General features: G+C 73.9%; 20 protein-coding genes. 8 read left to right on the forward strand and 12 right to left on the reverse strand.

The window, feature by feature from the left end:
* Positions 1-3,402, reverse strand: a complete 3,402-nt coding sequence (locus MTP10_RS35280; protein ID WP_310715273.1) for a BTAD domain-containing putative transcriptional regulator — start codon at positions 3,400-3,402, stop codon at positions 1-3.
* Between the two features lie 274 nt (positions 3,403-3,676).
* On the opposite strand from MTP10_RS35280, the gene MTP10_RS35285 reads away from it, so the two are divergent.
* Genes MTP10_RS35285 through MTP10_RS35295 form a run of 3 tightly spaced genes read left to right on the forward strand, consistent with a single transcriptional unit; the run spans position 3,677 to position 5,030 of the window.
* Positions 3,677-4,033, forward strand: a complete 357-nt coding sequence (locus MTP10_RS35285) for a metalloregulator ArsR/SmtB family transcription factor (RefSeq protein WP_310715275.1) — start codon at positions 3,677-3,679, stop codon at positions 4,031-4,033.
* Entirely contained in the window at positions 4,030-4,536 is a 507-nt protein-coding gene (locus MTP10_RS35290) for an SRPBCC family protein (RefSeq protein WP_310715276.1), read from the forward strand. The genes MTP10_RS35285 and MTP10_RS35290 overlap by 4 nt, the downstream gene beginning before the upstream one ends.
* A complete protein-coding gene (locus MTP10_RS35295) occupies positions 4,536-5,030 on the forward strand; it encodes a VOC family protein (protein WP_310715277.1) in 495 nt (164 codons plus the stop codon). Before MTP10_RS35290 ends, MTP10_RS35295 begins: the two co-directional genes overlap by 1 nt.
* A 38-nt stretch (positions 5,031-5,068) precedes the next feature.
* Here the strand turns inward: MTP10_RS35295 and MTP10_RS35300 are convergent, their stop codons facing one another.
* A complete protein-coding gene (locus tag MTP10_RS35300; RefSeq protein ID WP_310715279.1) occupies positions 5,069-6,229 on the reverse strand; it encodes a pyridoxal phosphate-dependent aminotransferase in 1,161 nt (386 codons plus the stop codon).
* A gap of 58 nt (positions 6,230-6,287) precedes the next feature.
* On the opposite strand from MTP10_RS35300, the gene MTP10_RS35305 reads away from it, so the two are divergent.
* Together MTP10_RS35305 and MTP10_RS35310 are read left to right on the forward strand one after the other, a co-directional pair.
* On the forward strand, positions 6,288-6,833 hold the full coding sequence (locus MTP10_RS35305; protein ID WP_310715280.1) for an XRE family transcriptional regulator: 546 nt from the start codon (positions 6,288-6,290) through the stop codon (positions 6,831-6,833).
* Positions 6,834-6,899: 66 nt separating this feature from the next.
* Positions 6,900-7,196, forward strand: coding sequence for a hypothetical protein (locus MTP10_RS35310; protein WP_310715281.1), 297 nt, complete (start codon positions 6,900-6,902; stop codon positions 7,194-7,196).
* Here MTP10_RS35310 and MTP10_RS35315 read toward each other — a convergent pair.
* The 3 genes from MTP10_RS35315 to MTP10_RS35325 form a co-directional block, all read right to left on the reverse strand.
* The gene (locus MTP10_RS35315; RefSeq protein WP_310715283.1) at positions 7,174-7,596 is read right to left on the reverse strand and encodes a spore-associated protein A; all 423 of its coding nucleotides are present in this window, start codon (positions 7,594-7,596) and stop codon (positions 7,174-7,176) included. The genes MTP10_RS35310 and MTP10_RS35315 overlap by 23 nt on opposite strands.
* Before the next feature lie 154 nt (positions 7,597-7,750).
* Complete coding sequence (locus MTP10_RS35320) at positions 7,751-8,812, reverse strand: hypothetical protein (RefSeq protein ID WP_310715284.1); 1,062 nt, start codon at positions 8,810-8,812, stop codon at positions 7,751-7,753.
* A 5-nt stretch (positions 8,813-8,817) separates the two neighbouring features.
* Complete coding sequence (locus MTP10_RS35325) at positions 8,818-9,399, reverse strand: hypothetical protein (RefSeq protein WP_310715285.1); 582 nt, start codon at positions 9,397-9,399, stop codon at positions 8,818-8,820.
* A gap of 425 nt (positions 9,400-9,824) precedes the next feature.
* Here MTP10_RS35325 and MTP10_RS35330 point away from each other — a divergent pair, with 425 nt between their 5' ends.
* From MTP10_RS35330 to MTP10_RS35340, 3 genes are all read left to right on the forward strand, one after another.
* Positions 9,825-10,412, forward strand: coding sequence for a hypothetical protein (locus MTP10_RS35330; RefSeq protein ID WP_310715287.1), 588 nt, complete (start codon positions 9,825-9,827; stop codon positions 10,410-10,412).
* Between the two features lie 327 nt (positions 10,413-10,739).
* Positions 10,740-11,861 (forward strand): virginiamycin B lyase, encoded by a 1,122-nt coding sequence (locus MTP10_RS35335; protein ID WP_310715288.1) that lies wholly within the window; start codon positions 10,740-10,742, stop codon positions 11,859-11,861.
* A 63-nt stretch (positions 11,862-11,924) separates the two neighbouring features.
* Positions 11,925-12,662, forward strand: a complete 738-nt coding sequence (locus MTP10_RS35340; protein WP_310715289.1) for a VOC family protein — start codon at positions 11,925-11,927, stop codon at positions 12,660-12,662.
* A 64-nt stretch (positions 12,663-12,726) separates the two neighbouring features.
* Here the strand turns inward: MTP10_RS35340 and MTP10_RS35345 are convergent, their stop codons facing one another.
* The 7 genes from MTP10_RS35345 to MTP10_RS35375 all read right to left on the reverse strand — a co-directional run bounded on the left by MTP10_RS35345 (position 12,727) and on the right by MTP10_RS35375 (position 22,644).
* Entirely contained in the window at positions 12,727-13,230 is a 504-nt protein-coding gene (locus MTP10_RS35345; RefSeq protein WP_310715290.1) for a GNAT family N-acetyltransferase, read from the reverse strand.
* Positions 13,231-13,295: 65 nt separating this feature from the next.
* Positions 13,296-14,657 carry a glutamine synthetase family protein gene (locus MTP10_RS35350; protein ID WP_310715291.1) on the reverse strand — a complete coding sequence of 454 codons (1,362 nt, stop codon included), beginning with the start codon at positions 14,655-14,657 and terminating at the stop codon, positions 13,296-13,298.
* Positions 14,654-16,459 (reverse strand): IucA/IucC family protein, encoded by a 1,806-nt coding sequence (locus tag MTP10_RS35355; RefSeq protein ID WP_310715293.1) that lies wholly within the window; start codon positions 16,457-16,459, stop codon positions 14,654-14,656. The genes MTP10_RS35350 and MTP10_RS35355 overlap by 4 nt, the downstream gene beginning before the upstream one ends.
* Complete coding sequence (locus MTP10_RS35360) at positions 16,456-17,832, reverse strand: SidA/IucD/PvdA family monooxygenase (protein ID WP_310715294.1); 1,377 nt, start codon at positions 17,830-17,832, stop codon at positions 16,456-16,458. The genes MTP10_RS35355 and MTP10_RS35360 overlap by 4 nt, the downstream gene beginning before the upstream one ends.
* Positions 17,829-19,691 (reverse strand): IucA/IucC family protein, encoded by a 1,863-nt coding sequence (locus tag MTP10_RS35365; protein WP_310715295.1) that lies wholly within the window; start codon positions 19,689-19,691, stop codon positions 17,829-17,831. Before MTP10_RS35365 ends, MTP10_RS35360 begins: the two co-directional genes overlap by 4 nt.
* Positions 19,688-21,244, reverse strand: a complete 1,557-nt coding sequence (locus MTP10_RS35370; RefSeq protein ID WP_310715296.1) for a pyridoxal-dependent decarboxylase — start codon at positions 21,242-21,244, stop codon at positions 19,688-19,690. Before MTP10_RS35370 ends, MTP10_RS35365 begins: the two co-directional genes overlap by 4 nt.
* Positions 21,241-22,644: a diaminobutyrate--2-oxoglutarate transaminase family protein gene (locus MTP10_RS35375; RefSeq protein WP_310715297.1), complete on the reverse strand. Its 1,404-nt coding sequence runs from the start codon at positions 22,642-22,644 to the stop codon at positions 21,241-21,243. Before MTP10_RS35375 ends, MTP10_RS35370 begins: the two co-directional genes overlap by 4 nt.
* Between the last annotated feature and the right edge of the window lie 40 nt (positions 22,645-22,684).

Below are 22,684 nucleotides of genomic sequence, written 5' to 3' on the forward strand. Positions count from 1 at the left end.
TCAGGGGGTCAGGGTGGGGGCGACGAGCTCCCGCACCGTCGCGATCGTCGCGTCCCTGCCGCCCCGCTCGGCCTCGGCGTACCCCGCGTCGCCGAGCGCGTCCCGGACGGCCGCCTCCACGCGCGCCGCGTCGGGCTGCGACAGATCCGGCGTGCCCCGCACGGCGCGGCTCGCCCCCAGCAGCCGCGCCGCCTCGCGCGGCCGTCCGCGCCGCAGGGCCAGGTCGGCGACGCCCACCAGCAGCAGCCCGACCGCCGGGGCGCTCATCGACCGCAACGCCCAGGGCAGCGCGGCCGCGCGATGGGCGCGCGCCGACTCCAGGTCACCGGCCAGCGCGTCCAGGTACGCCAGCGAGTCCAGCACCATCGCCCGGAACCCCCAGCTCACCGGGATGCCCCGCGCCAGGTCCTCGGCCCGGCCCAGGTACGCGCGGGCCGCGCCGTGGTCACCGGCCCAGCGGGCCAGCTCCGCCCTGGTGTACGCGACCGCCACCCGCCCGTCGGGCAGCCCGATCCGCTCGGTGTCCCGCTCGGCCCGCGCCAGGGCCGCCGCGCAGCCGTCCGCGTCGCCGCCCAGCCACCGCAGGTGGGCCAGCTTCAGCCGCATCTGCCACACGTCCTCGCCGGGCACCACCTCGGTGACCACGGCGATCGCCTCCTCGTAACGACCCGCCGCCCCTTCCAGGTCGCCCCGCCAGGAGGCCAGCCCGCCCAGCGCCGTGAGCGCGGAGGAGACGCCCCACCGCTCCCCGATCGCCCGGAACCCGGCCAGGGCGCTCTCCAGCGCCGCCTCCGCCTCACCGTGCCGGCGCCCGGCCTCGATCCAGGTGAGGGCCTGGTTCATCCGCGCCATGGCCCGCACCCACGGGTCCTCGTCGGCGAACAGCCCCTCCAACGCGCCCGCCTCCAAGGCGCCGGAGTCGGCCGGCATGCGGCTGAGCGGCCCGATCAGCCGGGCCAGCGGGTGGGGACACCACGTCCGCGCAGCGATCCCCTCGGCCGCCCGGATCCACTCCCCGGCCCGCCGCTCGTCACCGTGCCCGTTCAGCTCGAACAGCGCGGCGACGGCACAGGCCGCCGCCACGACCCTGCCGTCCGCCGCTCCTTCCGACACTCCTTCCACCGCTCCCTCGACCGGGCCCTCGTACGGGAGGCCCAGGCCGGGCATGGCCAGCACCTCGGCGGCCAGTCGTGCCCCCTCCGCCTTGTGGCCGCTCAGCGACCAGTCGAGGAACCAGCACCAGCCCATCGCCGCCACCAGCCGTACCGCGGTCGCGTGGTCGCGCGCGGCGAGGGCGTCGCGCACGGCGGCGTCCACGTTCGCGCGCTCGGCGGCGAGCCGCCGCAGCCACACGGCCTGGCCGGCGCGGCGCAGACGGGGGTCGGCGGCCTCGGCGAACGCGGCGAACCAGGCCGCGTGGGCGCGGCGCACCCGCTCCAGCTCGCCGGCCTCGCGCAGCCGCTCCAGGGCGTACTCCCGGATCGTCTCCAGCATCCCGAACCGCGGTCCCTCGTCGTCGGAGACCACCAGCAGCGACTTGTCGGCCAGCCCGAACAGCAGCCCGAGCACCCGCTCACCACCCCCGGCCTCTCCCACCGCCCGCCCGGTGACGAGTCCGCCGTCCGCGCGGACCCGCTCGGCGGCGTCCGGTGTGGCGCCGTCGTCCGCGCGGACCTGCTCGGCGGCCTCCGGTGTAGTGCCGCCGTCCGCGGAGACCTGCTCGGCGGCCTCCGGTGTCGCGCCGCCGGAGAAGACGGCGAGCCGCCGCAGCAGCGCCCGCTCCTCGTCCGAGAGCAGGTCCCAGCTCCAGTCCACCACCGCCCGCAGGGTACGGTGCCGGGGCAGCGCGACCCGGCTGCCGCCGGTGAGCAGCCGGAACCGGTCGCCGAGCCGTTCGGCCAGCCGCTCGGCGGTCATCGTGCGCAGCCGTGCCGCCGCCAGCTCGATGGCCAGCGGCATGCCGTCCAGCGCCCGGCAGATCCGCACCACGGCCGCCGCCGTGCCCTTGTTCACCTCGAACCCGGGGTTCGCCGCCCGCGCCCGCTCACCCAGCAGCCTGACCGCCGGGTACCTCATCGCCTCGGCGGCGCCCGCGTCCTCCGGCGGCAGGGCGAGCGGCTCGACCGGCCACAGCGCCTCGCCGGTCAGCCCCAGGGGCTCGCGGCTGGTGGCCAGGATCCGCAGCTGCGGGCACTCGCCGAGCAGCCGGTCGGCGAGCGCCGCCACCGCGTCGGCGAGGTGCTCGCAGTTGTCCAGGACGAGCAGCAGGTCCCGGGTTCGGAGTGCGGCCACGAGCCGGTCGGCAGGGTCGCCCTCGGGCACGGGCCCTCCCCACGCCTGCTCACCGATCCGCAGCGCGGCCAGCACCGCCCGCGGAACCTCGGCCGCCTCCCGTACCGGCGCCAGCTCCACCAGCCACACCCCGCCGGGCCGCCGGTCGAGGAACGCGTGGGCCGCCTCGCCGGCCAGCCGCGTCTTGCCCGACCCGCCGGGGCCGGTGAGCGTGGCCAGCCGATGCCCGTCCAGCAGGTCGCCGACCCGCTTCAGGTCGTTCTCCCGCCCGACGAGCCCGGTCAGCGGCACCCGCAGATTCGTCCGCACCGCAGCGCCCGGAGCCCCTGCCGCGACGTCCGCCGCGGCAGGGGCTCCGGGTGCTGCGGCCACCTCGCCGCGCAGGATCGCGGTGTGCAGCGCCGACAGCTCGGGCGACGGATCAGTGCCCAGGTTCTCGGCGAGGGCCCGCCGCGCCCGCTCGTAGACGGCGAGCGCCTCCGCCCGCCGCCCGGTCGCGCACAGCGCGCGCATCAGCGCCCCCGCCAGCCGTTCACGCAGCGGGTGCTCGGCGACCAGAGACGTCAGCTCCACGACCAGCGCGGCACCCGCCCCGTCGAGGGACGGCACGCGGAGATCCGCCTCGACCCGATCCTCCAGCACCGACAGCCGCAGCTCCGACAGCCGGGCGACCGGCGCGGCGAAGAAGTCCGCCCCCGCCACGTCCACCAGCGCCGGACCGCGCCACAGCGCCAGCGCCTCCCGCAGGATCCGCGCCCCGCCGGCCGGGTCGCCCGCCGCCGCGGAACGCCCCGCCGCGGCCAGCCGCTCGAACCGCACGACGTCCACCGCGTCCGGCTCGACAGCCAGGAAGTAGCCGGCGGGGTGGGACTCGATCGCGAGCGAGGGCAGCGCCCGGCGCAGCCGCGACACCAGCGCCTGCACCGCGTTGACCGCTCCGGCGGGTGGGCGCTCACCCCACACCCCGTCGACCAGCCGCGCCATGGGGACCACCTGCCCGGGGGAGAGCGCCAGGACGATCAGCGCCGCCCGCAGCCGCGCCCCGCCCACCTCGACAGGGGTCCCGTCATCCGCCCGGAGCTCCAACGGCCCCAGCATCCCGATCCGCACGCCCCGATTCTGCCCTTCCCGGGCCTCCGCGCGGACGACGCGCCCCACGAGGTGAGGCGTCATGCACCCTGATCTGCACCGCCGCCACCACGCCCGGGATCGACCCCGACCGGATCACGTTCCTGGAAACCGTCCGCTCGTGTGCCGCCTGTCATCGACCGCACAGGCGAAACCATGATCACCCGTCAGCTGGGGCACTGAACCGAATCTCTTGACGAGGCCGAACCCGGTACGGTACAAAACCATTCAGTTATAAAACCGAAGGGTGATCAACATGGCTGCCGACGTTCTCGACGCGACGTTCGCCGCGCTGGCCGACCCGACCCGGCGAGCGATTCTGGCCCGGCTGATGGAGGGCGAGGCCACGGTGACCGAGCTGGCTGCGCCGTTCGCGATGAGCCAGCCGGGCATCTCCAAGCACCTGCGGGTGCTGGAGCGGGCCGGACTGATCTCGCGTGGCCGCGACGCGCAGCGCAGGCCCCGCCGGCTGGAGGCCGGCCCGCTCAAGGACGCCATGGAGTGGCTGGCGAACTACCGCTCCTACTGGGAGGAGAGCTATCAGAGGCTGGACGACCTGCTCGGCGAGCTCGAGTCCGGCGGACCGGACACCGTAGAACGGGAAAGCCCATGATGTCGCGGCAGGAGCAGACCGAAGGCCTGACGGTACGGGCGGTGTCCGACACCGACCTCGTACTCACCAGGACGTTCGCCGCACCCCGCCGGCTCGTCTTCGACGCGTTCACCCGGCCCGATTTGCTCCGGCGGTGGCACGGCGCGCGCGGCTGGCACCTCGTCGTCTGTGAGATCGACCTGCGCCCGGGCGGCGTCTGGCGCTTCGTGTCGCGCGGGCCGGACGGTGCCGAGTTGGGCCAACGCGGGGTGTTCCGCGAGGTCGATGCGCCCGGCCGGCTGGTCCAGAGCGAGGTCCATGACGGCTGGGACGCAGGTGAGGCCCTCGTCACCACCGTCTTCGACGAGCGGGACGGCCGAACCGCGATGACCACCACAGTGCGCTACCCCTCGCGGGAGGTCCGCGACAGCGTGCTCCGTACCCCCATGGAACGCGGCGCGGGCGAGGCGTACGACCGTCTCGCCGAGATGCTCAACGAGACGACCTCGAAAGGCGAACTGTAATGACCGACACCCAGCCCACGCGGACCGAAATCCCGGCCGACACCGCCGATATCCCGGCCGGCCTCACTGGACCGCCCGTCCATCCCGGTGCGCTTCTCCTCGAACTCGTCCCGGTGCCGGTCACGGACATCGACCGGGCCAAGGCTTTCTACGCCGACCGCCTCGGCTTCCACGTGGACGTCGACGTGCGGCCCTCGGACGGGGTTCGCATCGTTCAGCTCACCCCGCCGGGCTCGGCCTGCTCGATCACCCTGACCGAGGGCATCTCGTCCCTCGACATGCCGGTCGGCACGTTGCGCGGCCTGCACCTGGTGGTGAGTGACATCGAGGAGGCCCGTAAGGCACTCCTCGAGCGCGGTGCGGACGTGGGTCCGATCGAGGACCTGGGCGGCGTCTACTACGCTCGCTTCGCCGATCCGGACGGCAACACCTGGACTCTCCAGCACATGCCCTGGCGCATCCAAGGACGCTCCCCGATGCCCGAGAGCGCGTAGGCGTCGTACGGCGCCGGCCAGGCTTGTTCGCTTGCCTGTCATCGGACGGCCAGGCCGAAGCGGTCGCCGAGGCTGGTGAGGCGTTCGACGGGTTCGTTGGCGAACACGAGTCGCAGGTAGTGCCGTCCGCTGGGACCCCAGCCGTCCATGGGGGTGGCGGCGATCTTGGACCGGTCGAACAGGCGGCGGGACAGTTCGACAGCGGTCAGTTCCAGGGGTCTGGTGTCGATGAGGAGTGACCAGCCGCCGTGCGGCCGGATGGCCGGGTAGGCGGCGAGCTGGTGCAGGACCACCTCGCAGCGCCGTTGCCATTCGGCGGTGGCGGCGGCGACGTCGGCATCGGCGTCGGGCGCGTCCAGTGCGGCCGCCACGGCGTCCTGGGCCAGGCCGACCTGACAGACGACGTTGGTCAAGCCGACCAGGCGGATGTCGGCGATGATGTCGGCAGGGCCGACGACCCAGCCGACGCGCCAGCCGATGAGCCGCAGCTCCTTGGCGGCCGAACCGACGGTGATGGTACGCCGTGCCAGGCCCTCGTGGGCCGCGGGGTGGCTGGCGGGGCGGCCGTCGAAGCGGATGCGTTCCATGGCCGCGTCGTAGATCAACCAGGCGTTGTGGCGTTCGCAGGCGTCAGCGAGGGCGGACCAGTGGCGGTCGTCCAGGACGAGGCCGGTCGGCATCACCGGCCCCATCATCAGGACCGCCGCCGTGTCGGGTCCGACGGCGTCGGCGAGTCGTTCGGCGTCGATGGTCCAGCCGTCCGGGGTGGGCTGTGCGGGGACGAAGCGGGGGATGCCGCCGGCGAGCCGGACCCGGTTGACCAGGCCGGCGTAGACCGGGTCGCACAGGACGACCTCCTGCCCGGGCTCCACGGTGGCGAGCAGGGTGTTGAGGATGCCGTTGAGCCCGCCGGCCACGCTGACGCACTCGGTGTCGGCGTCATAGTGGCGCCCTGAGATGCGCCCGACGTGCGCCGCGGCGGCTGCGCGAAGAGAGCGACGCCCCTGGAAGGGCAGATAGCTGTTGGCCGCGTCGTCGTCGATGGCGGCGTGCGTGGCGGCGATGGCGACGGCGGGCGGCCGCAGGTCGGTGTCGAGATTCTCCAGACGCAGGAACTCCGGGTCGGCCACGGCGTCGGCCGCGTCACCAACGGTGTCCACGCCGATGCCCGGAATGTCGCGCAGCCGCGTCACTGTCATGTCGCCTCCGAAGTCGGCATCATTTTACTGGTACAGCTATCTCACTATGCTGATACGCATGGATCTTACGCAAGTCGTTGGGCGGAACGTGCACCGGCTGCGCACGGCGGCCGGAACATCGCTGGCCGACCTGGCGTCCGCCAGTGGCATCAGCAAGACCACGCTGCACGGCATCGAACAGGGCCAGGGCAACCCGACCCTGAGCACCCTGTGGGCCCTGGCCACCGCGCTGAAGGCGTCCCTCGGTGAGCTGCTGGAAACGCCCGCCTCGACGGTGGAGGTGGTACGCGCCGGTGACAGGCGGCCGCAGGTGGAGGGCGATGCGGTCAGCGCGCGTCTGCTCCACCGCATCAGGCTGCGCGGCACCGTGGAGGTCTACGACGTCGCCATCGCCGGGAGCACCCAGCACTCAGACGCCCACCTGCCCGGCGTCGAGGAATGCCTCGTGCTCACCAACGGACGCGTCACCACCGGCCCGGCCGATTCCCCCACCGACCTGGCCGAAGGCGATTCCATCCGGTTCGATGCCGCTCGCCCGCACCTGTACCGAGGTCACGCCGCGGACAATCGCGCCGTCCTTCTCATGGTGCACCCGGAGAGCTGACCCGCGCGCTGGGGCAGGGCGTGGGCGAGGAGAGATCCGCCTCGGACGTCCTTCGGCAGACCGGTCATGCAGGTCGAGTACGGCGGGCCACTCGACAAGCCGGCCCAGGTCCGCGACTCGCTCCGGGCGTTCGTCACCGGTCTGAAGAGCTTCGGCGGGCTGGGCGCCCTCTCCTGGGAGTCGGAGGTCTACGCGCCGTTCGCCACGTACGGCAGCGGGGCGTGGGACCCGGCGCCCCGGCCCGCCTCGTGCGGGCCGGGGCGCTGTCGCACCTCAGGCGTGGATGCGCTCGGCGATCCCCGCATGTCCTCTGGGGGCGCCCGGTGGGGTCGGCAGCGGATCAGCCGCAGTGCACGTTGTTGAGCTCGCGGGTCACCCAGTCCGGCACCGTTCCGGCGACGTCGATGCACTGGCCGGGCGCCGAGACGTACACCGGGCCGGCGTAGGTCTTGTACTGCCCGGCATCGGTGTCCTCCCCGCTGCCGTCACCTCTTGAGATCGTGACTCTCTTCCAGCTCTTGGTATCGGCGTAGGCGCCGTAGCCGTACGTCAGAGCGCAGTTCTTTCCGGTGCTGGAGCTGTAGTACACCTCCAGCGTGCCGGTGCGGGTCCCGTCTCCTCTGGAGATGGCGTAGACCCCGACCCGGGAGTAGCTGCTGCCGCAGGGTCCGGTCGCGCCGGCCGGAGCGGCGCCCGCCACCAGCGTGGTGGTGGCGGCGAGGGACGCGCCGGCCAGGAGGGTTGCCAGCTTGCGTATGCGCACGAATATCCTTTCGCTCTCCAACAATATGATCATGAATATCACCGGATGCACGGCCGCTACCCGCAAGTTGTGCGGGATGTGATGGTTCGCACAGATCGCGTCCCTCGTCGTTGTCTGTCCCCCCGTGCCCGGCTGGAGGCGATCCAGGGGGCCGTCAGGCGAGGTCACCACGGAGGAAGGGTGTGGCCGGGCGCTTGCGGCGCGCGCGGAAACGGCGGAAGCCGACGAGCAGGGTCACCGCGGTGACGAGGGTCGCCGCGCCGGCGAGTGCGAGGAGAAGGGACAGCGGGGAGTCCATCGAGGCCGCCAGGCCCCACGTTCCCGGCTTCCGCGGGAAGGTGAGCGTCCCGGTCTGGGTGTGCTCGATCCGGCCGCTCTCGAGGGTGAGGCTGAACGTCCACGGCCCGTCGGGCAGGTCCCGGCCCAGCAGGATCGAGACGCTTCCCTGCTGGCCGGGGGCCAGCGTGGTGCCGCGCTCCACGGGGAAGGGGCCGGCGCTCAGTGAGCTCGGCCCGCCCGACATGGTCACCCGGCCTTCGAGGTCGATGGCGCGCTGGCCGGTGTTGGCGACGGTGGCCTCGATTCTTGGCTGCCCGTCGCCGGTCCGCTGAGGCACGATCTCGCCGATCTTGAAGTCTGTGGGCGGCTCCCCGCCGGGGCCGACGTCGAGGTAGGTGCGGATCCCGACGCGGTTGACGAGGGTGATGCCCTGCTGCCGGCTTGCTCCGGGGGCGGAGACTTCTGCCCAGATGACGGCGTATCGCTCGCCTTCGGGAGCCCATGCGGGCACTGCGACGGTGGCCTTGACCGGTGCCCTGCCGTGTGGGGGCAGGACGGCGGTGGCGTGGTTGAGCGTGATCCACGAGCTCAGCTCGTTGGCGGTTCGTTCCGGCGCGAAGGTGAAACGGCCGCGGCTGATACCGGCGCCGGCCGCGTACAGCCGCACCCGCTGGGGTTCGCGCGAGGCGTTGTAGACCTCGATGTGCCGGGTGAAGGTGGTGCCGGGATTGACGTGGTCGACGATGTAGGCGTGCGAGCGCGGGTCGTCCACCCGGTTGGCCGGAATCTCCAGCAACCTGATGCCGATGCTGTTCTTGCCGCTGGGACGCGTTTCTCCCCGGCCTGTCTGCGCGATCGCCGGAGTGCCGAGCATCGCGGATGCGATGAGCACCAGCAGCATCGCGCGGAGGGGCCGGGGGAGCAGGGTGGTGGGCATGCGAGTTAGGCGACGGAGTGGTTGACCGTGCCGGTGTAGGTGCCCGCTACCGCTTGGGACGGGACGTTGATCACGATGGTCGGGTTCCAGGCGGCGGAGTTGTCACCGGAGCCGCTCGTCTTGCTGAAAGCGGTGCGCGAGACATCCAGTGACTGCGCGGCGGCCGCGTTGATCTGGCCGGGGACGAGGGTGCCGGTGCCGGTGGTGGCGGTCGCCGGGCCGGACCAGTACAGGACGGCGCTGGTGGGGATGGTTTCGGCGGTGGTGCCGCCGCCGGTGGTGAAGCCGCCCGTCGCGGCGACCGCCGACGCCACCCAGGTGGCGTTGAGGGCGGCGCGCTGGTCGGTCACCGTGACCGTGCCGAGGCTTCCACTGATCTGAGTGCCCGGCGTACCGCTCCCGACGTTGACCTGGCTGGTCGGCACGGTGATCGTCAGCCCGCTTGCGGCGGTCACGGTGAAGGTCACCGTCGTGGAGCAGGTGGTGGACGCAGGACAGGTGGTGGCCTGTGCGGCCGGGGCCACCGTCAGGGCCGCCGCGAGGCTGGCAGCACCTGTCAGGACGATGCCGAGACGGCTCTTGGACACGGGTGATCTCCCTCGTTGAGCGCCTGCCTTGTGGCCGGTCCCTATGAGCGCACATTCTCCGTAGCGATCACTGAGGAGAGGCCTGCCCGAGGGAGACATACGCCAAGTCTTGGCGACCATATGGTGACTTTTTGGCAGTCATCGTGGTTACCGATATCCGGCGGAAGGCGCGGACCCGCACAGTACGGAAGATCTGGTGCATGCGCGCGGCCTCTCAGCCGGAGCGGCTGAGGCGAGGCCGGCGCGGCGTGTTCGGGCGACCGGGCGTGACTGGTGCATGTCGTGGTCTTTACCGCGGATTTGCCGTCCATGGACGAGGTCGCAGGACCTGGCGTGGATCATGTGATCTAAGCTGCCATCGGTCTTTCCGCCCGTCGAAGAGATGCCCCACCCGCGGCGCCCCGAGGGATGTGTGAGGAATCGACATGAAGACGAGCCGTGCGAACCGCGACGTCGCGCGAACGCTCTTGCCGCTGACGACGTCGCTCGTCGTGCTGCTCGCCCTCGACACGCCCGCGCTCTCGGCCTCCTCGGCCGCCTCGGCCTCCGGGTTCGTGCCCCTCGCGACGGTTGCCTGGCACGCGGACCCGTTGACGATCACCGTGCCCGCCTCGGTGGATCTCGGCAGCGCCGCACTGGGAGCCACCATCAGCGCCCTGCTGGGGACGGTGACCGTGTCCGACAGCCGGGCAGGGGTTCCCCCCTGGACGGCGACCGTGTCGGCCACGAGCTTCACCACCGGAGCCGGAACACCGGCGCAGACCATCACGACCGCCGACGTCTCCTACTGGTCCGGCCCCGCAACCGCCGCATCGGGCGGCGGCAGCCGCGCCCCCGGCCAGGCCACCGCCGCTCAGAAGGCCGCTCTGACGGCGCCGGTGACCGCGTTCAGCGGACGCAAGGCGGCAGTAACCACTCAATCCACGAGTTGGCAGCCGACGCTCGTCATCACCGTCCCGGCCTCCGCCGTCGCAGGCGCCTACACCGGCACCGTCACCCACTCGGTCGCCTGAGCGGCGCGTCCCTTCCTGCGCGGCGCACAGCGCGCATCCGACGGTGGCCTTGAACCGATCAAGGCGCTCTCCACCCACCGAGTTGGCGCTTCCATGACGGGCCACAGACACAGAAGGCCGAAGCCGAACGGCGGCCGTGGGAGATATTGGGGTCGCGGGGGCCGCACCTGAGGCGACACCACGGCCTGGAGCAGGACCCGGACCAGCATGCGCGCCGATGCCGGACGCATCCGCAGACGGCGGCCCGATGCCGCAGATCCCGACGACGCAACGGTGACCGGCGGTCCACCCGCGTTCCCTGTTCGCTCTTGTTCTGGAAGGGATGTCATGCCTCGTCTGACTCGGCGCCTGGGCTACCCGCTCATGGTCATGGCTCTGGCCCTGGCGGCAAGTGCCCCCATGGACGTATCTGCGTCCACCGCCCCGCCGCGCCCGCCGTCGCCTCCGCGGCCCTGGGTGACGATCTGCCTGAAGCTCAAGCAGATGCCGAACCACCGGCGCATCAAGTGCCACTTCCCTCCGGCGCCCCGCAACACCGCCCCGGACAGGCTCGCGCCCGAAGCCCGGCAGGCGCCGTCGATCAGCGAAATCGCGATACCGACCACCCCCGCGGCCCCCATCGGGATCACGACCGGCCCGGACGACAACCTGTGGTTCGCCGAGAACTACGCCAACAAGATCGGAAAAGTCACGACAGCGGGCCTGTTCACCGAGTACTCGATCCCCACCAGCGACTCCCAGCCGGCGCACCTCGTCACCGGCCCGGACGGCGCGGTGTGGTTCACCGAGGCGAACGCCAACCAGATCGGCCGCATCACCACCAGCGGGACGATCACCGAATACCCGCTGCCCACCAGCGACGCCTACCCCTGGGGTATCACGGTCGGGTCGGACGGCGCCCTGTGGTTCGTCGAGACGATCGCCAACCAGATCGGCCGCATCACCACCAGCGGGACGATCACCGAATACCCGCTGCCCACCAGCGGCGTCTATCCGATGCGCATCACCGCCGGCCCGGACGACAACCTGTGGTTCACCGAGTCGTTCTCCAGCAGCATCGGGCAGATCACCACCAGCGGAACGATCACCGAGTTCACCGCCCCGTCCAGCGCTGTCCCCATCGGGATCACCACCGGCCCGGACGGCAACCTCTGGTACACCGACGCCAACGGCAAGGTCGGCAACGTCACCACCACCGGCACCTTCACCGAGTACACGCTCTCCGACCCCAACAGCCTCCCGTGGGGCATCACCGTCGGAGCGGACGACAACCTGTGGTTCACCGAGCAGACCGCCGGCAACGTCGCCAGCACCACCACCTCGGGGACGATCAATGAGTACGCGTTGCCGACCAGCGTCTCGGGGCCGTTCGACATCACCGACGGGCCTGACGACAACCTGTGGGCCACCGAGGACTACGTCTCCCAGCTCGCCGTTGTGACTCCCTGACCAAGCCCGCCCGCGGCCGTTCCCCTCATCCGGGAACGGCCGCCCGGGCATATGATCGTCGGCATGGCGCTGCGACTTGTTCAGGTGAACTTCAAGGCTCGGGACGACTCAGCGCTCGGCCGGTTCTGGGCGGAGGCGCTCGGCTGGAGCGTCTCCAGCGAGGGACCCGGCGTGACCAACCTCCAACCCGAGGGCTTCGACTGGCCGGACCCCGACGCCTTCTACGTCGACCTCGTCACCGTCCCGGACCCCGAAACGGTGAAGTACCGCGTGCACCTCGACCTGGCCACCACCTCCGCCGCCCATCAGGCGGAGCTGGTCGCGCGCCTGAAGGAGCTCGGCGCGACGCCCGCCGACGTGGGCCAGGGCGACGTCCCGTGGACAGTCCTGGCCGACCCGGAGGGCAACGTGTTCTGCGTGCTGGAGCCTCGACCGGTCTACCGGGACACCGGGCCGATCGCCGCGGTGGTGGTCGACTGCGCCGATCCGCGGGCCATGGCCCGCTTCTGGGACGAGGCGGTGGACTGGACCCTGCACGAGGTCACCGACGATCACGCGGTGCTGCGCTCCGCCAAGGGCGTCGGCCCGTATCTGGAGCTCCTTCGCACGCCCGGCGTGAACAGCGGGCGGAACCGCATCCATCTCGACCTGCTGCCGGACCCCGTGGAGGATCAGGAGGTGGAGGTGGCCCGGCTGCTGGCTCTGGGCGCCACCGCCGCCGACGTCGGCCAGGGCGACGTTCCGTGGAAGGTCCTGGCCGACCCGGAGGGCAACGAGTTCTGCGTCCTCGGACGGGGCTGACGCGAAGCTTCTGCACCTGCGGCCGGCGGCGGCCGTCCTCGGCGGCGCCGCGGGGGCCGGAGGGTCAGGGGTGCTGGGTCTCCGTGCGGTACGGGCGGAAGCCGCGGGCCCGGTAGTTCGGCAGGGCGGCCGGGTTGTCGGCGCTGGAGGTGTGCAGCCACACGCGCCGGGCCGTGCCGCCGTCGCGCGGTGCGGTCGCCCACGCCTGCCGCGCGCACAGCGTCAGCGCGTGCCCGCCGAGCCCCTGGCCGACGAACTCCGGGACCAGTCCGAACGTCTCGATCTCGATGTCGCCCCCGTCCTGCGGGTGCACCACGAGCATGCCGGCGATCTCGCCCTTGTGACGGATCAGGTAGTAGTCGAACGGGTCGCTCTCCAGCTTGCGCCGCCACTCCTCCGGGGTGAGCCGCGCCGCCCGCCAGCCGTACGGGGCGCCGATCCGCGTCTGCACGGGCGCGAGGTCGCGGCAGGTGCTGTCCACCCGTTCCAGGGTGAGACCGTCCACCTCGCGGCCGGGCACGAGCTGCTCGGGTGCGGTCATCTCCAGGTACGTGATCGTCTCTTCCATACGCGTGATCCTAGGGACCCCGTCCACGCGGCCGGCGCCCCTCCTGGAGCACCGGCCAAGCTGGATCACAGGCGTTCGAAGCCGCGCACCCGCTCCCAGTCGGTGACCGCCGACTCGAACGCGGCCAGCTCGGCCCGCGCCGCCGCGGCGTAGTGGCCGGCCACCGCGTCGCCGAACAGCTTGGCCGCCAGGCCGCCCTCCTCCCAGCGGCGCAGCGCCTCGCCCAGCGTCGCGGGCAGGCGCGGCACCGACGGGTCGGCCAGCGCGTTGCCGGCGTGCGGGGCGGGGAGCGGCAGCCGGTTCTCGATCCCGTACAGGCCGGCCGCGATCATCGCGGCCACGGCGAGGTACGGGTTGGCGTCGCCGCCGGGCACCCGGTGCTCCAGGCGCAGGGAGGGGCCGGAGCCGACGACCCGGATCGGGCACGTACGGTTGTCCCTGCCCCACGCGATCCCGGTGGGAGCGAACGCGCCGGGCCGCAGCCGCTTGTAGGAGTTGACGTTCGGCGCCATGAGCAGCGTCAGCTCCGGCAGGCAGGCGAGCTGCCCGGCGACGAAGTGCCGCAACAGCGCCGACATGCCGCCGTCGCCGGCGCTCTCGTCCGCGAACACCGGCGAGCCGTCCGTCCCGCGCAGCGACAGGTGCACGTGGCAGGAGTTGCCCTCGCCCTCGTCGAACTTGGGCATGAACGTGAGCGCCACCCCCTCCTGCTCCGCGATCCGCCTGGCGCCGTTCTTGAACAGGACGTGCTTGTCGCAGGTGGCCATCGCCTCGTCGTAGCGGAACACGATCTCGTACTGCCCGGCGTGGCACTCGCCGCGGGCCGTCTCCATCGGCAGCCCGGCGCGGACCATCTCGCGGCGGATCCGGCGCACCACCGGCTCGACGTCGGACAGCCCGTGCAGCGCGTAGTCGACGTTGTAGCGGGTGCCGGTCTCCAGGCCGTGGTAGCGGCGCTCCCAGGCGTCGCGGTACGAGCCGCGGAACACGAGGAACTCCAGCTCGGTGCCGGCCAGCGCGACCAGGCCGTGCTCGGCGAGCCGGTCGAGCTGTGCCCGGAGCACCCGGCGGGGCGCCACCTCGACCGGCTCCCCGCCCGGCCAGACGGCGTCGGCGACGACCAGCGCCGTGCCGGGGTCCCACGGCAGGAGCCGCAGCGTCCCCGGATCGGGCCGCAGCACGAGGTCGCCGAAGCCCGAGTCCCAGGCGTCGATCGCGTACCCCGGCCCGGTGTTCATCTCCACGTCGGCGGCCAGCAGGTAGACGCACGCGCCGAAACCGTGCCGCGCCACCTCCTCCAGGAAGTACGGCACCGACAGGCGGCTGCCCTGCAGCCGCCCCTGCAGGTCGGGGACGGCGACGATCACCTCCTCCACCTGCCCGGCCTCGGCCTCCTGGCGCAGCCGTTCGTACGTGAGCGTGGTCATCGGTCCTCCCTGGAGGCAGGAGCGGCGAGGGGGTTGGGAACCGTGCCGTGGACGACGTCGAAGCCCTCGTCGCGCTCGGCCCGGTCGTGGAAGCCACCGCCGAGGAGCTGTTCGCGGTTGAGCGCCACCCGGTCGAAGGAGGGCGCCAGCAGCCCGAACGCCTCCGCCCGGCCGGCGTCCTCGGGGAAGCGCGCGTGGTGGCGCTCGATCTCCTCCCGCGCCATCCGCCAGAACTCCCGCTCCGGAACGCCCAGGTGCTCCTCGGCCAGCGGCGCGAAGAACCGGAAATGGCCGGCGAACACGGCGCTGAGCAGCGAGTGCGCCAGCTCGCCCGCGGGCCAGCGCAGCAGCACCTCCCGGGCCCGCGCGGACAGACCGGCGTAGGCGGGCAGGTCCTCGGGCAGCAGGTTCACGTCCTCGGCGAAGTCCTTCACCGCCACCCCCACGGGCACGTCGGCGGCGTCGTAGAGGATCACCGTGTTCTCGCCGTGCGGGCAGAACGCCACGCCGTACCGGTAGAGGTGATGGAGCAGGCCGGGCAGCAGCGCCGAGAAGAGCCGGGCCAGCCAGTCGCGCGGCGCGAGGCCGGAGCGCCCGGCCAGCTCGGCGGCCAGCGCGCGGCCGTCCGAGCCGACCGTGAGCAGCGCCGCCATGGTCCGCGCCCGCTCGCCGTCGCGCAGCACCCCGGTCACCGGCTCGCGCCACACCGCGCCGAGCAGCTCGTGGTAGCGGTACGGGGCGTCGGGCACGGCCGCGTACAGCGGATGGCGCACGGCCACGGCCGCGACCTCGCCCAGCGGATGGAAGCGCAGCTCGTCACGCAGGTACGGGTCGGCTTCGCGCAGCGCCAGCAGCCAGGCGCTGACATCGGGCGCGGACCGTGTCGGCTCCGTGGACAGGCCGCGCCAGACCAGCGTGTTGCGGATGAGCAGCGGCACCTTGACGTTGCGCCGCCCGGGGCGGTCCAGGTTGGCCAGCGTCCGGATGGACTGGAGCGGCCGGTAGCGGTCCGGGCCCTCGCCGAGCGGCACGATCCGGCCGTCGGCCAGGTACGGGGCGAACAGCGGCTCGACCGCCTCGTCCCAGTGGAACGGGTGGACGGGCAGCCAGGTGAACGCGGCCGGGTCCAGCCCGCTGCGCGCCGCCGCCTCCTCCAGCGCCACGGCGAACTCCTTGCGGACCGCCTCGTCCAGCTCCTGCGCCAGCAGCGTCGCCGCGTCCAGCCCCGGCACGCCGGAGTACGCGGCGAGCGAGGAGTGCACGGCCGCCCACCTCAGCCGCACCGCCCCGGCGGCCTCGGGGGCGTAGGCGGCGGCGTCGGAGGCGGCGAACCCGAGCCGGCCCTTGTTCAGCAGCATGCAGGGATGCCCGTGCTGGTGCGCCTCCAGGTCGAGGTGGTCCAGGTCGGCCAGCTCGGCGGCGGGCAGCGCGCGGGACAGGGTCTCCGCCTCGGCCCGGCGGGTGGCGGTCAGCTCGCGCAGCGCCTCGGCGGTGGTGGGCCCGTCCCAGCCGAGGACGGCACGGGCGTCGAGCAGCAGCAGCTCCGGCCCGGCCACGCCGTCACCGGCGGGGGGGCGGCGAAGCGTCCCGGGCTCGACCCGCCAGGAGCCGAACGACCCGCGCGCCGCCCGGAACGTCCACCGGACCCCGCCTCCCAGCTCCAGCCGGTACTCGTCCGGCCCGGGCCCGGCCAGCGGCACCAGCAGCTCCTCGTACGCGAACTCCTCCACTGCCTTGACCAGCAGCCGGCGTCCGGCCTCCGCCCACGCCCGCCGCCAGGCGCCGTGCTCGTCCCCGCTCATCGGCCGCCCTCCTCGGACCGGGCGAGCACCGGCGACCCGGGATCCGCCGGGGGTGCCGGCTCCGGCGCGCCGAAGGTGGTCCAGGCGGTCCGGGAGGGCAGCGGCACCACGGTCCGCCCGGCCGCCGCGTTGAGGATCGTCGCCGCCCGCCACGCTCCCAGGGTCAGGTCCGGCGCGCCGACCCCGTGCGTGTGCAGCTCCGCGTTCTGGACGTACAGCGCCCCCGGCACCCTCGGGTCGAGCGCCACCCGGTAATCGCCGTCCACCTGGTAGCGGCCCCGGTCGTCCCAGTCGACCAGCTCGGCCATCGGCTCCAGGAACGCGGGCCGGGCCGCCGCGTACCCGGTGGCCAGCACCACGGCCGACGTCCGCACCTCGAACGACGTGCCGTGCTCCGCGTGCCGGCAGCCGAGCACGTAGCCGCCGTCACGTTCGGACGCCTCCACCACCTCGACCCCCGGGTGGAGCGCCGCGCGGGGCTCGGCGCCGCCGATGGTCCGCTCGTACAGCTCGTCGTGGATGTCGCCGAGCGTCTCCGCGCTGACGCCCTTGTAGAGCTGCCACTGCTCGCGGACGAGCCGCTCGCGGTCCGCCTCGGGCAGGTGGCGGAAGTACCGCACGTAGTCGGGGGTGAAGTGCTCCAGACCCAGCTTCGAGTACTCCATGGGGGCGAACGCCGGGGTACGGGCCAGCCAGCGCACGTACGGCCCGCCGCGCCCCCGGCCGTCCTGGCGGCGCAGCAGGTCGAGCACGACCTCGGCGCCCGACTGCCCGGCGCCGACCACGGTGACGTCGGGCGCGGCGGCCAGCCGGGACCGGTGGGCCCGGTAGTCGGCGCTGTGCAGCACCCGCCCGGCGTGCGCCTCGCCCAGCAGCGGGCGCAGCGGCTCCGGCACGACCGGGGAGGTGCCCACGCCCAGCACCACCTGCCGGGCCAGGACGCGGGAGACCACTCCCGCGGCCGATCGGTACGTCAGCGCGAACGCCCCGGCCGTCCCGTCCCACTCCACGGCGGTGACCTCGGCGTCGAACCGGCACGACGGCAGCCGCTCGGCCACCCACCGGCAGTAGTGGTCGTACTCGCGGCGCGGGATGTGGAAGCGCTCGGAGAAGAAGAACGGGAACATCCGGTCGTGCCGGCGCAGATAGTTCAGGAACGACCAGGGGCTCGTCGGGTCGGCCATGGTGACCAGGTCCGCCAGGAAGGGCACCTGCAGGACCGTGCCCTCCACCAGCAGGCCGGGGTGCCACGAGAAGGCCGGCTTGGCGTCGAGGAAGAGGGTCCGCATGCCGGGCACGCCGTCGCACAGGGCGGCCAGCGACAGGTTGAACGGGCCTATGCCGACACCGGCCAGATCGTAGGGGGCGGTCACCGCTGCACCTCCGAGAGGGGGTTGGGAAGGTCGATGTAGACGGACTGGGAGTGGACGTCGCCGGTGAGCTCGTCCCGGCCGTCCACGCAGGTGAGGTGGTTGGCCTTGCAGCGCAGTGACGGCGCGTCGAGCAGCAGCCCGAGCAGGCCCTTGGCGCCGGGCTCGGCCGCGCGCAGCCGCTCCAGCGCCGCGCGCGCCACCCGCAGCAGGTCCTCCTCGGCGGCCAGGCCCAGCGCGCCGAACGCGCCGACCAGGCCCAGCAGGTTGCCGATGCCCAGGTAGTAGGCGACCCGCTCGTCCACGAACGCGTCGTCGAAGACCAGGTCCACGCCGTCGGCCAGGCCCGGCACCAGCCGCTCCAGCTCGCCGGCGCGGGAGGCGGCCACGTAGTAGCCCTGGCTGTCGCGGTACCAGCCGGCCCGGGGCAGGCCGTCGGCGTCGAGCGCCACCAGGGTGTTCTGGTGGTGCGGCTCCAGGGCGACGCCGTACCTGGCCTGGAGCCGGATGAGCGGGACGGCCAGCACGTCGAGGTAGCGGGCCAGCCAGAGCGCGGACGCCTCGGCGGTGGACAGGCCGAGCGCGCGGGCGGCTCGGCCGACGGCGGCGGACAGCAGCGCGCGGTGGCGCGGTGGCGAGCCGTCGCCCGGCCCGGTGCGCTCCGCGATCAGCCCGGCGACGCACAGCGCCCGATCCGCGCCGGTCCGGAAGGGGTTGTCGCGGATCGCCGTCTCCAGCCCGCTCTCCGCGCCTGAGTCGTCCGTGCCCACCGACACCCAGGCGAAGTCGCGCAGGACGCCGAACGCGGGGTGCTCGGCGCGCAGCCACTCCGCCGGCCCGGCCGCCAGCAGGCGGGCGGCCCGGACGCCGAGACGCAGCTCGCCGCGCAGGTTCTCGCGGCGGGAGTTGGTGATCCGCATGCCGAGCGACAGCTTCAGCATCGCCTCCGCGTCCGCCCGGTACACCGTCCGGACCGAGGAGGTCGGATGCCAGGCCGGGCCGGCGGGCCCGAGCGGCCGCAGCAGCCCCGCCTCGACCAGGGCCGCGATCCGCGGGCGGCGCAGCACCTCGCGCGCCTGCCACGGGTGGGCGGGCACGGGCACCCAGCCCTCCGGCAGGTCGAGCCCGGCCGGGGCGATCCGCCGGCACAGCTCGGCCGGGGCGCCCCGGCTCTCATCGATGCCGCCGCCCCCGCTCTCGCCGGTCACGACGCCGGGCGCGGCGGCGAACCAGTGCAGCGGGAACGAGCCGCGCAGCTCGGGCGAGTACTCGGCCAGGTCGCCGGTGGACGCCTCCTCACGGCTCTTGGGCGCGGGATGGAACGGGTGGCCCAGCAGCAGCGCCTGCTCCGCGTCGAGGAACCCGGCCGCCTCCGGCGCGTCCGGCCCCTCGGCGCGGCGCGCGGCCAGATGGGCGGTGGTGCGGCGCGCGGAGTCCAGCACGCGGGCGGTGGCGTCGGACACCCGGTGCGCGGGCAGCCCCGCGAGCACGGCCGTCTCCCGCACCACGACGGCCGCCACCAGCGCCACCCCGGCCGGCGCCACCCCGGCTTGGGTCGCCCCGGCCCGGGCCGCCGTCTCCGAGGTCGCCGTCTCCGGGGCCGCGGTTTCCATGGCCGCGGTCTCAGGGGCGCCGCCGGCCAGGAGCGGCTCGCCGAAGCGGTGCCAGCCGGTCGGGGAGCGGTGCCGTACGGGGACGCGCAGCCGCACCCCGGTCGCCGGGAAGTCCAGGATCAGCTCCTCCTCGGCGGCGGGCACCGGGATCGCCAGGTCGCGCACGTACGCCCGCAGCAGCGTCTCCGTCGCGGCCGCCTCCCCGGCCCGCGACGCGTCGGGGTGGTCGAGCGGTTCGGCGGCGCTCACAGCACCGCCTCCTCGGCCTCGCCGGCCGCGGCCACCACATGTACCAGCCGCTCCACCTCGGCGGCCGTCGTGTACGGGTTCAGCAGCGTCAGCTTCAGCCGGACACGCCCCGGCCCGTCGCCGGGCGGCCCATCGGCGGGCAGCTCGGTGCGGCCGATCACCGCGCGCCCCTCGCGCAGCAGCCGGCGGCGCAGGGCGGCGTTGACCTGGTCCGCGCGGGCCGGGTCCGCGGGCAGGTAGCGGAACAGGAAGGCGGTCAGCACCGGCTCGGCGTGCAGCTCCAGACGCGGATGGGCGCGCACCGCCGCCGCCCCGGCCAGGGCCAGGTCGTGGCAGGCGTCGACCAGGCGGCCCAGGCCGTCCCGCCCCAGGGTCCGCAACGTCACAGCGATCTTGAACGCGTCGGCCCGGCGCGTGGTGCGCAGCGACCGTCCCAGCAGGCTGGGGTATCCCGCGTCCTCGTCGTCGGCCGGGTTGAGGTAGGCGGCGCGCCGGGCCAGCGAGGCGTACGTCTCCTCCCGCCGTACCAGGAAGACGCCCGCGGCGGCGGGCTGCCAGCCCAGCTTGTGCCAGTCCAGGGACACCGAGTCGGCCAGCTCGACGCCCGCCAGCAGCGGCGCGAGCCGGTCCGACAGCAGCGCCCCGCCTCCGTAGGCGGCGTCCACGTGCAGCCAAGCGCAGTGCTCGGCGGCCAAGGCGGCGCACTCGGGCAGCGGGTCGATCGCCCCGGTGTCGGTGGTGCCGGCCGTGGCCACCACCGCCACCGGCAGCTCGCCGCGCCCGGCCCGGTCCCGTAGGGCGCTCGCCAGCGCCTGGGGGTTCATCCGCAGCGCCCGGTCCACGGGGACGGCGACGACCGCGTCCTCGCCGAGCCCGAGCAGCGCGGCGGCCCGCCGGACGGAGAAGTGCGCGGCGGCCGAGGCGAAGATCCTCGGGCGCGGCCCGTTCCCGGGCACCCCGGCCAGCTCGATCCGGCCGCCGGTCGCGCGGCCCAGGACGCGGTCCCTGGCCAGCATCAGCCCCATGACGTTGGACTCGGTGCCGCCGGAGGTCAGCACGCCCGCGGCGGTGCCCGGGTAGCCGACGAGCCCGGCCAGCTCCCTCACCAGCAGCGTCTCCAGCTCGGTCGCCGCGGGAGCCTGGTCCCAGGAGTCGAGGGACGGGTTCAGCGCGGACACGGCCAGGTCGGCGGCCACGGCGACGGCCAGCGGCGGGCAGTGCAGGTGCGCGGCGCAGGCCGGGTCGGCGGGGTCGGCCCCGCCGTACGCCAGCAGCTCGGTCAGGCGGCCCAGGGCCTCTTCGCCGCGCGTCCCGGCGAAGGCGCCGGCGACGTGCGCGGCGAGCTCCCGCGGCGGCCCGGCGGGTACGGGCCCGCCGCGCCGCGCCGTCCCGGCGGCCAGTCCGTCCAGCACGACCCGCACCGCCCGCTCCAGCTCCTCGCCGCCCGCCCGCGACAGCAGTCGTGCGGGCGTGGCGGTGCCGGTCTGTGCGGGCGTGGCGGCGTCGGTTCGTGGGGGCGTGGCGGCGCCGTCCTGCCGGAGAGTGTTCGTCATGCGGGCCGCCCGGCCAGGCGGGGAGCCGTCACCGTGGCGATCGCGTCGGCCAGCCGGTCCACGACCGTCTCGGCCTGCTCGTCCGAGATGACCAGCGGCGGCAGCAGCCGCACCGTGGAGTCGTACCGCCCGCCGAGCTCCACGATGATCCCGCGTTCCAGGCACGCCGCGCGGACCGCGGCCGCCGTCCGCGGCGCCGCGGGGAAGGCGCCGCACGCGTCGGGCGTCCCCGTCGGGTCGACCAGCTCGACGCCGATCATCAGGCCGCGCCCGCGCACGTCGCCGACCACCGGCAGCTCGTCCCGCAGCGCGCCGAGCCGCTCCAGCATCCGGGCGCCGACCGCGGCGGCCCGCCCGGCGAGCCCCTCGCGGGCGACGTGCCGCAGCGTCGCCGTGCCGGCCGCCATGGCCAGGGTGTTGCCGCGGAACGTGCCGGTGTGCGCGCCCGGCAGCCAGCCGTCGTAGTCCTCGTGATAGACGATCACCGCCAGCGGCAGGCTGCCGCCGATCGCCTTGGACAGCACCATGGCGTCCGGCACGATCCCGCTGTGCTCCACCGCCCAGAACGCCCCGGTACGTCCGACGCCGGTCTGCACCTCGTCCACGATCAGCGGGATCTCGCGCTCGGCGGTGACGCGGCGCATCTCGCGCAGCCAGGAGTCCGGGGCCGGCCCCGCGCCGCCCTCGCCCTGCACCGCCTCCACGATCATCGCGGCGGGCGGCACGACGCCGCCCGCCGGGTCGTCCAGCAGCCGCTCCGTGTACGCCGCCGACAGCTCCGCGCCCGCCTGCCCGCCTACGCCGAACGGGCAGCGGTACGGGTACGGGTACGGCAGCCGTGTCACGTCGGCCGCGATGCCCGCCACCGGCTCCTTGACCGCGACGTTCGCGGTGGCGGCCAGCGCGCCGAGCGTCATGCCGTGGTATCCGCCGGTGAAGGCGAGCAGGCCGCGCCGGCCGGTCGCGGTCTGCATGAGCTTCAGGGCCGCCTCGACGGCGTCGGTGCCGGCGGGCCCGCAGAAGTGGATGCGCGCCCGGTCGGCGAACCCGCGGGGCAGCGTGGCGAACAGCTCCTCCACGAACGCGTCCTTCTCCGGTGTCGCCAGGTCGAGGACGTGCAGCGGGGCTCCGCTGTCGAGCGTGCGCCGGATGGCCTCCAGGACCACCGGGTGGTTGTGGCCGAGGGCGAGGGTGCCCGCGCCCGACAGGCAGTCGAGGTAGCGGCGGCCGTCGGCGCCCTCGATCACCATTCCCTCCGCCCGTACCGGGACGATCGGGAAGGACCGGGCGTAGGTGCGGGCGGACGACTCGCGGTCACGCTGCCGGCGCAGGACCGCACCGGAGAGGGGAGAGGGGTCGAGGGCGGAGTCCGGGGCCAGGTCGGCCGGATGCGCGGTCATGGGTCTCCAGGACATGGGGGGACAGGACACGTGGGACAGG

Origin of the sequence: Nonomuraea sp. 3-1Str (assembly GCF_031570565.1) — a bacterium.
Lineage (GTDB): Bacteria > Actinomycetota > Actinomycetes > Streptosporangiales > Streptosporangiaceae > Nonomuraea.

What these genes read in the sequence shown, in the direction of transcription:
- MTP10_RS35290 (WP_310715276.1), top strand. Translation starts at nt 4,030, where the DNA reads ATGATGTCGCGGCAGGAGCAGACCGAAGGCCTGACGGTACGGGCGGTG.
- MTP10_RS35310 (WP_310715281.1), top strand. Translation starts at nt 6,900, where the DNA reads ATGCAGGTCGAGTACGGCGGGCCACTCGACAAGCCGGCCCAGGTCCGC.
- MTP10_RS35295 (WP_310715277.1), top strand. Translation starts at nt 4,536, where the DNA reads ATGACCGACACCCAGCCCACGCGGACCGAAATCCCGGCCGACACCGCC.
- MTP10_RS35375 (WP_310715297.1), bottom strand. Translation starts at nt 22,644, where the DNA reads ATGACCGCGCATCCGGCCGACCTGGCCCCGGACTCCGCCCTCGACCCC.
- MTP10_RS35335 (WP_310715288.1), top strand. Translation starts at nt 10,740, where the DNA reads ATGCCTCGTCTGACTCGGCGCCTGGGCTACCCGCTCATGGTCATGGCT.
- MTP10_RS35350 (WP_310715291.1), bottom strand. Translation starts at nt 14,657, where the DNA reads ATGACCACGCTCACGTACGAACGGCTGCGCCAGGAGGCCGAGGCCGGG.
- MTP10_RS35320 (WP_310715284.1), bottom strand. Translation starts at nt 8,812, where the DNA reads ATGCCCACCACCCTGCTCCCCCGGCCCCTCCGCGCGATGCTGCTGGTG.
- MTP10_RS35345 (WP_310715290.1), bottom strand. Translation starts at nt 13,230, where the DNA reads ATGGAAGAGACGATCACGTACCTGGAGATGACCGCACCCGAGCAGCTC.
- MTP10_RS35370 (WP_310715296.1), bottom strand. Translation starts at nt 21,244, where the DNA reads ATGACGAACACTCTCCGGCAGGACGGCGCCGCCACGCCCCCACGAACC.
- MTP10_RS35285 (WP_310715275.1), top strand. Translation starts at nt 3,677, where the DNA reads ATGGCTGCCGACGTTCTCGACGCGACGTTCGCCGCGCTGGCCGACCCG.
- MTP10_RS35305 (WP_310715280.1), top strand. Translation starts at nt 6,288, where the DNA reads ATGGATCTTACGCAAGTCGTTGGGCGGAACGTGCACCGGCTGCGCACG.
- MTP10_RS35300 (WP_310715279.1), bottom strand. Translation starts at nt 6,229, where the DNA reads ATGACAGTGACGCGGCTGCGCGACATTCCGGGCATCGGCGTGGACACC.
- MTP10_RS35330 (WP_310715287.1), top strand. Translation starts at nt 9,825, where the DNA reads ATGAAGACGAGCCGTGCGAACCGCGACGTCGCGCGAACGCTCTTGCCG.
- MTP10_RS35355 (WP_310715293.1), bottom strand. Translation starts at nt 16,459, where the DNA reads ATGAGCGGGGACGAGCACGGCGCCTGGCGGCGGGCGTGGGCGGAGGCC.
- MTP10_RS35340 (WP_310715289.1), top strand. Translation starts at nt 11,925, where the DNA reads ATGGCGCTGCGACTTGTTCAGGTGAACTTCAAGGCTCGGGACGACTCA.